This is a genomic window from Psychrobacter namhaensis (assembly GCF_016107545.1).
GTDB classification, from domain to species: domain Bacteria; phylum Pseudomonadota; class Gammaproteobacteria; order Pseudomonadales; family Moraxellaceae; genus Psychrobacter; species Psychrobacter namhaensis.
Map to the genome: position 1 here is coordinate 149,494 of NZ_JABASS010000005.1, position 12,907 is coordinate 162,400.

A 12,907-nucleotide genomic window follows, 5' to 3' on the forward strand; every position below is an offset into this window, starting at 1 on the left:
ACGGTATGATGCACTACACATAGTGCACAAACTGGTCCTGATCAAAACGAAATTGGGTATTGTAGACGCCATTGTCAGCACGCTCGCCGGCACCAATCATCATAACGATATGCTGATCGTCGTTTAAACCTAATAGACGTTTCATCGCTGGCTCATCAAAGCCGCCCATGGGACAGCTGTCGAACCCATGTGCTCGTAGTGCGAGCATCAGATTTTGGGCAGCAAGAGCGGTGTTATTGGTTGCCCAATTTTTGGTGTCTTCAAACGTATAGTAAGGCGATTTGATCGGCCCTTTGACCCGTCTGACCACTTGCGTTGCGCCCCATTTCGCTGCTGATACCACGTTGGCTGGACCACGTAAAAAGTCCATAGTAACGACTTTGGTGTAGTAGTCTTTGACCTTTTTGGGTACTGGCTTATCAGGATATTCACGTAAGATTTGCTGAGCGTGATCGTGCCAAATATCCGTACGAGCAACAACAGCGATTAAGCGCGCTGAGGTTTTCGCTGCATTTTGATTCATGCAGTTTTTGACTGCCTGCTGACGACTTTCAGCACTATCAATCACATAAAATTCCCACGGCTGCAGATTGCTAGAGTTGGGCGCTAGCATAGCCAGACGCAGACAGTCGGCTAGGACATCATCCGGTATCGGCGTGTCCGTAAAACGACGTACTGAACGACGTGACTCTACCACCTCGCGAAACGCTTGTAGCTGCGGTGTGTCACTAGGCGTAGCAATACGGTCTTTATTGTCAGTGTTGGAGGTCATATGAGAATCCATGCTGGGGCTTGAGTGATCAACTTGAGGCATTATTGAGTACGTTTTTCAATCGCGCCTGACAAGTGACTAATACGAATAAACTGGCTAGTGGTTGTGAGCCAATAAGTTGGGCGATGACATTTGTTAGTAAACAGTACAGATACCGACTGGCGTCAGTATCCATAGTAATGAGGTTTGTTATCTGGTTAATAAGCAGCGGTATTCTAATGAAACACCGCCTTTAGGTGAGTAAGTTAAAGCTGATATTACAGCTCGTTTTCGTACTCGTCAGCAGTCAGAAGGGCTTCGTAATCAGCGATGTTGTCAGGCTTCATTCTAAAGAACCAACCTTCGCCATATGGGTCAGAGTTAATGATTTCAGGATCATCTTCTAGCGCCTCGTTGATGGCAACCACTTCACCTGACAGCGGGGCATACACGTCAGACGCTGCTTTTACCGATTCAACCACTGAGATTTCATCATCAACAGCGATGATGTCGCCCACGTCTGGTAATTCAACAAATACCACGTCACCCAATAAGTCCTGTGCATGGTCAGTGATACCCACTGTGATCGTACCGTCGTCTTCTAAGCGTAGCCACTCGTGGCTGGCGATATATTTTAACTCTGCTGGGATATTGCTCATGGTCTCTCTCCTAAACGATAGAGGTTAATTAACAAAAAATAGGGAACACTACAGCCAATCGAGGCTAATAATAGAATTTATAAAGCCTATGAGTCAAACTGCTGTTTGCCATTACGGACAAACGGGAGCTTAAGAACGCGCACATCAACGAACTTACCTTTACCGCGCAGATCAACTTGAACGCTATCGTTATCTGACAAGCTGGCAGGCACACGGGCAATAGCAATTGAGTTTTTTAAGCTAGGGGAGAAGGTGCCACTGGTAATCACACCAGTTTGCTCGTTGTCTGTGCCTTGATTGATGGTCACCGTCATGCCTTCACGTAAGACGCCGCGTGTCGTTAGTAGTAAGCCGACTTGTTTCATGGCGGTATTGTCGTCTTTTGCTTGTTTGCGTTGGCTGACGAGAGCATCACGGCCAACAAAGTCACGGTCATCTTTTAGCGCGAGTGTCCAGCCCATGTTGCATTCATAAGGGTTGATGGTCTCATCCATATCATGACCGTAAAGGTTCATGCCTGCTTCCATACGCAAAGTATCGCGTGCGCCAAGGCCTGCAGGTTTGATGCCATTGGCTTTTAGTTGCTCAAAGAACGCAGGTGCATCATCGCCATGCATGATAACTTCGACACCATCTTCACCAGTGTAACCAGTACGGGCAACGAACCAGTCTGTGCCTTCGAGGTCCGTTAGGTCAGCCCCAACAAAAGGCTTAAGCGCGGCTAACGTATCGGCCCAGCTTGGTTTGGTTTGCGCCAATTTCTCAACCGCATTCGGTCCTTGAACGGCAATCATGGCAAGCTCTGGACGTTCAGTGAGGGTAATATCGAAGTCTTTAGCGACTTTGTTAAACTGTGCCAAGTCTTTATCGCGAGTGGCGGCGTTAGAGACGATACGGTACTCGGTCTCATCTGCATTCATCAAATAGACGATTAAATCGTCAATGACACCGCCTTGCTCATTTAGCATGCCCGAGTAAAGCGCCTTACCAACCGTTTTTAACTTAGCAACATCATTGGCCAGTAGCTTTTGGAGCCACGCTTTGCTATCAGTGCCTTTGATATCGGTCACGACCATGTGTGAGACATCAAACATGCCGGCATCGGTACGAACGGCTTCATGCTCTTCAATTTGTGAGCCATAATGAATCGGCAGCTCCCAGCCAGAAAAATCCACCAGTTTGCCCTCACTGTCGACGTGAGACTGATACAAGGGGGTGCGTTGGGGTGTGGGATTTTGAGCGCTTTGAGAGATGGTATCTTGAGAATTGGTAGCTTGAATATCAGTCATAACAAATCCTTATGTGTACATCAGTCGCACTTAATCACAGTACGATGGCTGATGCGCATTATCATAGTAGCGAGAAGCAATATTGCAGGGTGCAAATATTACCTCAAAGGGTGGCACAGAAAATAAAGATGAAGCCGTCAGCCAAACAGACGCTGAACGCCCGTTTAAGCAAAAGCCCTATCTGTCCTGTGACCTGAGATTTTCAATACGAATCATCATGTGTGGGTATTTATATGAACCCTAAAGTTGATGATAGCGTATTTTCTCCCCTTCGGTGGGTAAGACGTCGTCCGTTCTTACCGCTCTCCAGATTTGTTATGCCTTATGTTTGTGGGTCATGTGCGATTGATAGCACACTACTAAACCATAATGACATGTGTTTTTCAGTCCTTTTACCTGAGCGATTGGCAGGGTAGATGCGCCTTCGGTGGTCATGTAGCAATGATATACGTCGTATTACCGATGCGGTGGGATATGGTATATATGCTCACAAACTCTCTCCTGAAAAACGCTTTTATTATGAAAGGTTCAAGATGCTTTTACAAGCCATCAACGACATTAAAATAGATAATTTTGGCAAAAATGACTTTTTGTAAGAATAATGGGTCAAAGTGCAGAAAGGACAAGTACTTTTATTTTTAGAGTGTGGCATAAGTTTTAAAGCAAAACACCATCGCAAAACCTAAAGCCCTTACTGATATTTGCCCAAATGTGCTAACCTATGACCATACATAGTTTCTGATAGGATGCTTTTATGCATTGTGATATTTATAAATTTCCCAAACACGACGATATGTATGTCTATATTGCGCGTCCTGATTATCCCGACGACACCGACGAGATTAAGGATTGGCTGGGGGTTTTGCCAAAAGATTTCCGTGCAGGCTTAGGTCGTAGCAAGTTTGTCATGCATCTAGATTTGGCAACCACGCCAACGCTTGCTCGTGTCGATAAAGCAGAGGTACTCAAAAAGCTACAATCTCAAGGATACTTTGTCCAAATGCCGCCGCAAGATGTCATGCGTCGTCAAGCAGAATTACGTGCCCGCGAAGCACAAGACAATATTTACGATTAATGCCCGTTTTTTGCGAGCTGATTATCAGTCCCTTCTTTCACAAGTAAGGGATCAAACGTCTACGAAACATTTAGTCACATGTATTTCACTAGAAGGTCGTGATAAACTAGCGGCCTATTAAGTGGGCATATTGATGGGGTGTTCGGTCTTATTTATAGATCTGTCAGAACGCCTCGTACTGTATTCAGTACAGAAATGTGTCGCACAATTTTAAACGCAGGTAATAAAACACGCATGGACTGGTTAAAAAGTATCTTACACAGCTTACCACTGGAAGCCATCAGTGACATTCTCGGCGAAATTGTTATTTGGTGGGGACAGCTGGTAAAAGACGTGCCACCCGCCGACTTACCAATGTATGCTTATCTTGGTGGTGTCATTATCGTGCTGGTATTGTGGTTGTTGGTCGCTCGTATGCTACCACGTCCGCTCGGCGGTATGAGTTGGATGGTGCTGTTTGCGGTATTGTTAGCACCAGGTACTGCTATTGGTGACCCTAGTGTGATTGCCCCAGCCAGTATTGGGGTGGTTTATGCGATTATGATGAAAGACACGGTAGGTGCGATCACTCATATGTTACCTATATTAGTGGTGCTAGTGGTGGGCTTGTTTGTTGGTTTTATTTGGCAGCTTATTCGCGGTGCATTTGAGTCAAGTTTAGACAAAGCTCGCAGTCGTACAGCAGAAGATACGCAAGCAACGATGCAGCTGACTACGGGCAATTATTTGACAGAAAATGCAACTTTACCTGAACAGGCAGATGTCACGCAGCAAGCTAATAAAACTCCTTTAGCGGCTAAGACCGAAACAGAAGTTAGCTTAACCAAAGATGGCTTAGCCACAACCAAAGCCAAAGCCAAAGATAGCGACAGCACCTTGGCTAAAAAACCTAATGTCGAAAAACCTGATAAGCTATAGATTGAGACAGCGCCTTTAGTCACTTGCTCTTAAGTTTAATAAAAAACTGTCTGACAGATAGGTTTTATTAAATAAATTTAATAAATAAAAAAGACACCACGCGTGTCTTTTTTTGTGTGAGATCATTTACTAATAAGCGATGAAATGAGCAGTTGACAGCTGTCAGAAGTGGATCGCATGTCTGAATAACTGCGAACGCATGAGTATTTTGGCAATGGGCAAGGCTGTGCTAATCTAAATGTTTACGTATCCGCCGTTTATGACCTCTAAACGTTTTACGGTATAACAATAACTGAGACTTGATTATGACTGATAACCCTAAAAAAAGCTTTACTGGTACCCAAAATTATATTGCCACTGACGACTTGCAGCTCGCGGTCAATGCGGCGATGACGCTACAAAAGCCCTTGCTGATTAAAGGGGAGCCGGGTACTGGCAAGACTTTACTGGCAGAAGAGGTGGCTGAGAGTTTAGGTATGCCGCTGATTACTTGGCATATTAAATCGACGACCAAAGCCGAGCAGGGGCTTTATGAATATGATGCGGTATCGCGCTTGCGTGATTCGCAACTGGGGGATGACAAGGTTTATGAGATTGGGAACTATATCAAGCCCGGCAAACTGTGGGATGCTTTTACCAGTAAAGAGCGAAGTGTGCTATTGATTGATGAAATTGATAAAGCGGATATCGAGTTCCCAAATGATTTGCTACACGAACTTGATAAGATGTCTTTTTATGTCTACGAGACAGGCGAGACCATCACCGCTGAGCAGCGCCCCGTGGTTATTATCACCTCAAACAATGAAAAAGAGTTGCCAGATGCGTTCTTGCGTCGCTGTTTTTTTCACTATATTGACTTTCCTGAAGCAGAAACCATGCGCCAAATCATCGAGGTGCATTTCCCTAATATTCAAGAAAAGCTGGTCAATGATGCGCTGGATATCTTTTATAAGCTGCGCGGTGTTCAAGGACTCAAAAAGCCACCGTCAACTTCAGAATTGGTCGATTGGTTAACGTTATTGCTGGCCGATGATATGGCCCAAGCAGAATTAGAAGAAAATCTGCGCGGTGAAAAATCTATTCCGCCGTTGTACGGTGCCCTGCTAAAAAACGAAGCCGATGTGAGCTTATTGCAGCGTTTTGCCAATATGATGCGTCGTTAAGCAGATATGAGCAGCGACATTAGGATAGAACCACTGCAAACGTCCAAATTGTAACCATATCAGCCAATAAGTGATGCGACTCTTATGTTTATCAAACTATTTTATACCCTGCGTACTTATGGCGTGCCCGTCAGTACGCGTGAACTGCTCGATCTAAATGCCGCCCTAGATCAAGGGTTGATGATGCAGCCGCATCCTGAAAACCCAGAGCTGTCTACCTTTGCTAGCCGAGAGGACATGTATCGTCTGATTCGTTTGTGTATGGTCAAAGACGAGCGTCATTTTGATAAGTTTGATCGCGCGATGGCAGACTATTTTGAGGGCGTCGATAGTCTCGATATGGACGAGCTATTGGCGAAGCTGACCGATGTGCCAAAAGAGTGGCTAGATCTAAAACTAGATCCAAAAAACTTGACCGAAGAACAACGGCGACTGCTAAAAAAATACGGCTCACTTGAAGAATTGATGAAAGCGCTTGAGGAGCGCTTAAAAGAGCAAAAAGAGCGTCATCAAGGGGGCAGTAAGTGGGTCGGGACAGGCGGCACGTCACCGTTTGGTGCTTACGGCGATCATCCAGAAGGGGTACGCGTCGGCGGTGAATCTCGTAAGCGCAGCGCTGCAAAAGTTTGGGAGCAGCGTAAATACCGTAATCTCGATGACGACAATCAGCTTGGCACGCGCCAAATTCAGATGGCACTGCGTAATCTGCGACAGTTTGCCCGTACAGGCAGCGCCGATGAGCTTGATATTCATGAGACCATCAAACGCACTGCCAAAAAAGGGGTGCTGGATATCTCTATGCAGGCGGAACGTCGTAACCGCGTCAAAGTGTTGATGCTGTTTGACGTCGGTGGGAGTATGGATATCCATGTTGAGGCGCTTGAAAAGCTGTTTTCTGCCGCGAAAAATGAGTTTAAAACCTTAGAGTTTTTTTACTTTCACAACTGTCTGTATGACTATGTGTGGCAGGACAATAACCGTCGCCATAGCGCACCGATGCCAACTTATGAGCTGCTTAATAAGTATGGCCGAGAGTATCGCGTCATCTTCGTGGGTGACGCCTCAATGTCACCGTATGAGCTCATGACAGTAGGCGGTAGTGTTGAGTACATGAATAATGAAGCGGGTATCGTGTGGCTCAAGCGAGTACTGAATCATTTCGATAAAGTAGCGTGGCTCAATCCTGAAAACCCCGCCTATTGGCAATATACGCAAACCATTGTTGAGATAAAAAAGTTGTTTGAAAATAAAATGTATCCCATGACGTTGCATGGCGTGGAAGAAATGACCAGCTATTTAGCGCGGTAATTTTAATGTTTGGCCTACATAGTAGCGCCTGTTAACACTGATTGATTGTTTAATAAAGCAGCCGCTGAGACCTCTCAGCGGCTGTCTTTTTGTCTAAAGACGTCCAATTTATAGTCATTACCATTGGTGCGCTCAGTAAAATGTGTTAACATTCATTTTAAATGAATGTTATAGTGCTACTTTGACTGGTGACGCTAAGAGACTTTTGCTCAAAAGAATCTGCTCAAAACAATTTGCTAAAAAGAGTTTGATGGCAAGCGTCTATGAAGTCTATCTAGTGACCGTTGCTCATTTAAACCCTCATTTTCTGTTCTTTAACTCTCAATTTGTTCAATGACTAAGAGAAGTAACATGGCCTCACCACAAACGTTAGAAATCGTAAAAGCTACTGTCCCCGTACTCGAGGAGCATGGAACGGCAATCACCACCGTGTTTTATAAAAACATGTTTGAAGCGCACCCCGAACTGTTGGACATATTCAATGAAACCAATCAAAAATTAGGCCGCCAACAGACCGCATTAGCGATGACGGTGCTAGCCGCAGCCAAGCATTTGGATAAACTGGCCACACTATTGCCGCAGGTGACCCAAATCAGTCACAAGCATCGGGCTTTACAAATCCTGCCTGAGCACTATCCTATCGTTGGTAAGCATTTGATCGGGGCGATAAAAGAAGTACTGGGGTCGGCTGCGACTGATGACATTATTAACGCTTGGACCGAAGCTTACGATGAAATTGCCTCGGTATTTATTCAGATTGAGCATGGTATGTATGAAGAGGCGATGTGGCAGGGTTTTGCTCCCTTTACCATCACTGAAAAAAGGGCCGCGGCCACAGATATCGCCGCTTTCACCGTTGAGCCAGTCAATGATCGTTCAAAGAAGGCTCAAGACATCGATTTAAGCAAACTAAATTTGACAGCTGGTCAATACATCACCGTCAAAACAGACCCAAAAGACAGTGACCATATTGCCCTACGTCATTATTCTTTGTACTCGGCGAGTAGTGAAAAAGGCATCCAGTTTGCAGTAAGACGTGACAACCGTAATGAGCATCACGGCTTGGTGTCCAATTATCTGCATGATCATTTGGAGATTGGTGATACGGTTTTGCTGTCAGCGCCTGCAGGTGACTTTGCTCTGAATCAAAATCTGGTACAACAAAACGAGATCCCACTAGTGCTGATGAGCGCGGGTGTCGGCGTCACCCCTGTGTTGTCCATGCTAGAGGCCCAAGTGTCAGCCAATCCAAAACGCCCAATCATCTGGGTGTATGCTTGTCAAAATAAAGCGCATCACGCCTTTGCTGCTGAGGTAAATCAGTTATTGGAAATGGCTGCAACCGTAGAGACGCACCTGTTTTACTTTGACTCTGGGCAAATATTGGATGAGGCGTGGCTTGCTAAATTGCCTAAGCCTGCTGATATTTATGTCTGTGGTTCGATGCCGTTTATGGAGAGTATGATTGATGGGCTAATGGCATTAGATCATGGCGTTGATAGCGTCCATTATGAACCATTCGGTCCTAAAATGAGCTTAGGGGGCTAGTTTTAACCCTTGTTTTCAGAAATAGGTTTAAAAAAGTACTTAGCGTTAAAGTCATGCTAAGTGCTTTTTTAGAGGCAATGAATAGGGATTTGTTGTACACGCAGGGCGCTCTGGTGTAGAAGTTGGAAAATCTTCTAAAAGCGTTAAAATCAAACTACTTTGCCTTTTTTTCAACCAATCCAATCATCACACCCATCTCTTTTTTATCATGTTTGTCGATACTGGGCGCATATAACGCCGAAGCAATCCCGCCATCTAAAAATAAAGCATTCGGACAGTCCAACTCATTTTTGAATAAGGTGGCAAATTGATAAAATGTCACAGGTACCTCACTATTGGCAAATTTTATGCGGCCATCATGGCAAACGCCTACCGCGTTACGGATTTTGAGTGAGGTACTATCAGGATTGAACTGGGGATGGATCTCGTCATTGATGACCAGCATCGGACCAGACTGTGTGGCATACCAAGGCTTTGCGTCATCACTTTTTAGCCGGTCACCTAAAGCACGGCTTTCTGTAATTTGCACGTTGCCAGATTTATCCCACCAGAGCACGCCATTGGGCAGTAGATGAAAATTTCCGCCGCCTTCTTTGAGGTTTAAAGCGCGCTTTTCTTCACCCTCAATAACGGTATAGCCAATCGGTGCATAAGTGTCATTGTACATACCGGCATTCATGGCAAATTTAAGCGTTTGATTTGCTGGTAACGTTGTTAATAATGCATCAAAGGTCAGTAGGGGTTGCGTACTATCAGGCTGTTGCCAAAATAACTGTAAAGCATAGCGATCACTAGTCAACGCTTCAGCTTTAACGCTACAAGTGTTATAAGCAAAGGGGGCGTCTTCGGTCTGACAAGACCAATTCTGTGGGTCACTGGCAGAGTCGTTATTATTTATTGGCTGGCAAGCACTGACACTTAGGACACTGAGCAAGAGTAGGGCGGCGGCCCATAACGGTAAGGAAGGAGCAAAACTTGGCATCAATCGTGAGTCTTTTAAAAGGTGGAGTGAAAGGTAGAGAATTTTAACGGACAGCGTTTTCATCGCAGAATTTTACTCACTGCTATGCGGAAAGTCACGAAAGGTATTATTGACGTTACCGATTAACCTGCCACCGTCAACGATGTCATCCAAGCTGCCAAGGCTTTGTTCTGTTGGCGCACTGGTCTCTTTACCTTTATCGCGTGAGTCTTTGTTGTAAGCAATCAGCGCATCATTATTCGCTAAGAAGCTATCAGGATTTGCCATGACCCACATCTGATTAAACACATCCGCACGGGCGCTTTGATCGAGTAATGCCTCTTTGTCAGTAAAATAAAAGTACTTCGATAATAACTTTATCTGCCCGTCATCTAAACGGCGAGCAATATGATACGGCTGCAATTGGCTTGGGTGTTGTAGACCCACGGCACCAACGATACTGGCAAGCGACTTGAGCGTGTTTTTATGGAAGCTTGCGACTCGCTCCGCTTTACTTGGGACGTCTAAGGCTTTTTGGCGATAGGGATCTTGGGTGGCAACACCTGTCGGGCAAGTATTGGTATGACAAGAGCGCGACTGAATACACCCAACGGCAAACATAAAGCCGCGCGCTGAGTTGCACCAGTCTGCACCCAAGGCAATCATACGAGCGATATCAAAACCAGAGACGATTTTGCCGCTTACGCCAAGCTTAATTTTGTCACGAATACCTGCGCCGACCAACGTATTGTGTACCAATAAAAACCCTTCCACCATTGGCATGCCGACGTTATCCATAAATTCAACAGGGGCGGCGCCTGTACCACCTTCCGCACCATCGATGACGATGAAGTCAGGGTAGTTGTCGGTCTCTATCATCGCTTTAACAATCGCCATAAACTGCCAAGGTTGTCCCACACATAGCTTAAAGCCCACTGGTTTTCCGCCTGATAATTCACGTAACTGTTGCCAAAAGGCGACAAGCTCGCGTGGGGTGCTAAAAGCGGTATGAGATGATGGTGAGATGCAGTCTTGTCCCATGGGCACATGACGCGTTTCGGCTATTTCTTGGGTGATTTTCTCGGCTGGTAGCACGCCGCCTTTACCAGGCTTTGCTCCTTGAGACAGTTTGATTTCGATCATTTTAACTTGAGGGTCGACCGATTTTTCGGCAAAAGCCTGAGGATCAAAGTTACCATGCTCATCACGACAACCAAAATATCCGGTACCCAGCTCCCAAATCAAATCGCCACCGAACTTGCGATGATAAGGGCTGATGGCGCCTTCGCCTGTATCGTGGGTAAAGCCGCCAATTTTTGCGCCTTGATTGAGCGCCATAATGGCATTGGCAGATAAGCTACCAAAGCTCATCGCTGAGATATTAAACACTGACATGTCATGTGGCTGCTGACAACGCTCACCACCAACCGTGATGCGAAAGTCTTTATTTTTTAGAGGCTGACTGATCGCTGACTGTAAAAACCACTCTTTGCCTTGTGTATATAAATTATCTAACGTACCAAAGGCATTGGTGTCACTGACATTTTTAGCCCGCTGGTAGACAAGGGCGCGTTGCTGGCGTGAAAACGGCACTTGCTCTTTGTCGTTTTCTAACAAGTACTGGCGAATCTCTGGGCGAAAGTCCTCGAGCACGTAACGAATGTGTCCGGCAACCGGATAATTGCTCAAGATAGAATGCTTGGATTGAATCAAGTCATATATGCCCAGTGCGACCCCGAAACCACCAATAATAATTAGCCACCAGTTAGTGAGTAATAGACCGGCCAATAGGATCAATATGGCAGCACCAAAAGTACTAAAGCGCAGTAATAAACCGACCACATAAGGCAAACTGGCTTTGGGTTCAGGATTTAGATTGGTACGAGATTGGGGCATAACAACACTCAACAGGCATATACAAACATTAAAAAAGGCGAAGATCACTGAAGTAGAAAGACGACTAAAGAGGACTCTACCACTATCAAATGCCAGTAAGCGTCCAGAAGTATCGTCTACATCCTCCATATATGATATCACTGCCTAGAATTAATTGGGTAACAGTGTGCTAAAGTAATTCAGGTAGATGGCATACATGCTGAGACTGACTGTTTACCCCACCTTTGAGTTTACCTAATAGCTCAAATTTAGCCAGTTCAAACTATCCGATTAATGAGAATAAAAATAGCCTAAGTAAAATTATCACTCATCCCATAATCGATAATCAGATTTCAGCTGATATTGAACCCATTGATGCCGTGCAATTGACGTACGTGATACAGATTTTGAGCTAAGGACATATCTTTAATCTCCATTACCAATCTTTTTAGCCAACGCCTGCAATTTTGGCACAATGATCAAAGCATAGTCATCCGCGTCCCAGTTGGCACTCGGGACACTGGCATTGATTGAGTAAGCGTGTTGTCCAGTGGCGACATCATATACGCCAACAGCGACTGCCAATATATCAGTAGAAAACTCACCGTCAGAGACGGTATACCCATACTTTTTATAGTGTTCTACTGCCTGTTCTAAGGCGGTTTGCGCGCTATGAAACATGTCTTTAGGTAAATGCTCTTGTAGATTATTACTAATCATAGCCTGTCTTGTCGCTGAGCTGACAGCATAAAACGCGCGGCCAATAGCAGTGTATGCCACGGGCACTGCTGAGCCAACTTGTAGATTAACCGATAGACGAGCAGGGCTGCGACAACAGGCGTGATAGCGCATCTCTCCTTCGACCTCAGTGGCTAAATTCACCGACACCTCATTTTCGCTGGCGAATTGTCGTAATAATGGCGCTGCAGCAGCGATCATATCATGACGACTCCACGCAGTAGCGCTGAGCCGTACTGCACTACTGCCCAATTGATAGTGTCCGTGTTCAGTGGTGCGCAAAAACCCAAGCGTGGTTAAGGTATGGATGAGACGGGTGATGGTCGCTTTTGGCAATTGAGTCATTTGACACAACTGCTGATGGGTAAGTCGCTCGTGATGCTCAAAGGCGGCAAGCAATGTCAGTCCGCGACCAAGCGCTGTCACAAACTGCCGGTCATTGTCGTTTTTGCTTTGGCTAAGCGTGTTGTTTATTCGATCCAGTAGAGGAATGGCTGTGGATAAGGGTTTTGTCATTTTATACTCATATTTTTTTGATAAAGGTTTACAGCGTGGCTTAATTTTGCTTAAATAGTTTATATTATGAAACTAAGTTTCGCACAGCGGAATTATAAAGTCAATA

The 12,907-nt window shown here is 45.3% G+C and carries 11 protein-coding genes and 2 riboswitches; of the genes, 5 read left to right on the top strand and 6 right to left on the bottom strand.

Features of this window, described 5'->3' with window-relative positions:
* Positions 1-13 precede the first annotated feature (13 nt).
* The 3 genes from JFC06_RS06185 to gcvT form a co-directional block, all read right to left on the bottom strand.
* On the bottom strand, positions 14-772 hold the full coding sequence (locus tag JFC06_RS06185; RefSeq protein WP_198334359.1) for a nitroreductase family protein: 759 nt from the start codon (positions 770-772) through the stop codon (positions 14-16).
* 257 nt (positions 773-1,029) lie between these two features.
* Positions 1,030-1,410: a glycine cleavage system protein GcvH gene (gene gcvH / locus JFC06_RS06190; protein WP_144297111.1), complete on the bottom strand. Its 381-nt coding sequence runs from the start codon at positions 1,408-1,410 to the stop codon at positions 1,030-1,032.
* An 86-nt stretch (positions 1,411-1,496) separates the two neighbouring features.
* Entirely contained in the window at positions 1,497-2,699 is a 1,203-nt protein-coding gene (gcvT, locus tag JFC06_RS06195; protein WP_198334360.1) for a glycine cleavage system aminomethyltransferase GcvT, read from the bottom strand.
* 171 nt (positions 2,700-2,870) lie between these two features.
* Positions 2,871-3,019, bottom strand: a riboswitch (glycine riboswitch).
* A gap of 54 nt (positions 3,020-3,073) precedes the next feature.
* A riboswitch (glycine riboswitch) is annotated at positions 3,074-3,213 on the bottom strand.
* Between the two features lie 240 nt (positions 3,214-3,453).
* On the opposite strand from gcvT, the gene JFC06_RS06200 reads away from it, so the two are divergent.
* From JFC06_RS06200 to JFC06_RS06220, 5 genes are all read left to right on the top strand, one after another.
* Complete coding sequence (locus tag JFC06_RS06200; protein WP_193005104.1) at positions 3,454-3,774, top strand: YcgL domain-containing protein; 321 nt, start codon at positions 3,454-3,456, stop codon at positions 3,772-3,774.
* A gap of 234 nt (positions 3,775-4,008) precedes the next feature.
* Entirely contained in the window at positions 4,009-4,692 is a 684-nt protein-coding gene (locus JFC06_RS06205) for a hypothetical protein (protein ID WP_198334361.1), read from the top strand.
* Between the two features lie 305 nt (positions 4,693-4,997).
* Positions 4,998-5,855 (top strand): AAA family ATPase, encoded by an 858-nt coding sequence (locus JFC06_RS06210; RefSeq protein ID WP_193005102.1) that lies wholly within the window; start codon positions 4,998-5,000, stop codon positions 5,853-5,855.
* A gap of 84 nt (positions 5,856-5,939) precedes the next feature.
* Complete coding sequence (locus JFC06_RS06215) at positions 5,940-7,163, top strand: vWA domain-containing protein (RefSeq protein WP_193005101.1); 1,224 nt, start codon at positions 5,940-5,942, stop codon at positions 7,161-7,163.
* A gap of 351 nt (positions 7,164-7,514) precedes the next feature.
* Complete coding sequence (locus JFC06_RS06220) at positions 7,515-8,711, top strand: globin domain-containing protein (protein ID WP_198334362.1); 1,197 nt, start codon at positions 7,515-7,517, stop codon at positions 8,709-8,711.
* Between the two features lie 154 nt (positions 8,712-8,865).
* Here JFC06_RS06220 and JFC06_RS06225 read toward each other — a convergent pair whose 3' ends face one another.
* From JFC06_RS06225 to JFC06_RS06235, 3 genes are all read right to left on the bottom strand, one after another.
* Positions 8,866-9,693 carry a phosphodiester glycosidase family protein gene (locus tag JFC06_RS06225; RefSeq protein WP_198334363.1) on the bottom strand — a complete coding sequence of 276 codons (828 nt, stop codon included), beginning with the start codon at positions 9,691-9,693 and terminating at the stop codon, positions 8,866-8,868.
* Between the two features lie 72 nt (positions 9,694-9,765).
* Positions 9,766-11,568 carry an FMN-binding glutamate synthase family protein gene (locus JFC06_RS06230; RefSeq protein WP_198334364.1) on the bottom strand — a complete coding sequence of 601 codons (1,803 nt, stop codon included), beginning with the start codon at positions 11,566-11,568 and terminating at the stop codon, positions 9,766-9,768.
* Positions 11,569-11,973: 405 nt separating this feature from the next.
* Entirely contained in the window at positions 11,974-12,801 is an 828-nt protein-coding gene (locus JFC06_RS06235) for an IclR family transcriptional regulator (RefSeq protein ID WP_198334365.1), read from the bottom strand.
* Positions 12,802-12,907 lie beyond the last annotated feature (106 nt).

Coding starts and splice junctions, on each gene's coding strand:
- JFC06_RS06185 (WP_198334359.1), bottom strand. CDS start 772: ATGACCTCCAACACTGACAATAAAGACCGTATTGCTACGCCTAGTGAC.
- gcvH (WP_144297111.1), bottom strand. CDS start 1,410: ATGAGCAATATCCCAGCAGAGTTAAAATATATCGCCAGCCACGAGTGG.
- gcvT (WP_198334360.1), bottom strand. CDS start 2,699: ATGACTGATATTCAAGCTACCAATTCTCAAGATACCATCTCTCAAAGC.
- JFC06_RS06200 (WP_193005104.1), top strand. CDS start 3,454: ATGCATTGTGATATTTATAAATTTCCCAAACACGACGATATGTATGTC.
- JFC06_RS06205 (WP_198334361.1), top strand. CDS start 4,009: ATGGACTGGTTAAAAAGTATCTTACACAGCTTACCACTGGAAGCCATC.
- JFC06_RS06210 (WP_193005102.1), top strand. CDS start 4,998: ATGACTGATAACCCTAAAAAAAGCTTTACTGGTACCCAAAATTATATT.
- JFC06_RS06215 (WP_193005101.1), top strand. CDS start 5,940: ATGTTTATCAAACTATTTTATACCCTGCGTACTTATGGCGTGCCCGTC.
- JFC06_RS06220 (WP_198334362.1), top strand. CDS start 7,515: ATGGCCTCACCACAAACGTTAGAAATCGTAAAAGCTACTGTCCCCGTA.
- JFC06_RS06225 (WP_198334363.1), bottom strand. CDS start 9,693: ATGCCAAGTTTTGCTCCTTCCTTACCGTTATGGGCCGCCGCCCTACTC.
- JFC06_RS06230 (WP_198334364.1), bottom strand. CDS start 11,568: ATGCCCCAATCTCGTACCAATCTAAATCCTGAACCCAAAGCCAGTTTG.
- JFC06_RS06235 (WP_198334365.1), bottom strand. CDS start 12,801: ATGACAAAACCCTTATCCACAGCCATTCCTCTACTGGATCGAATAAAC.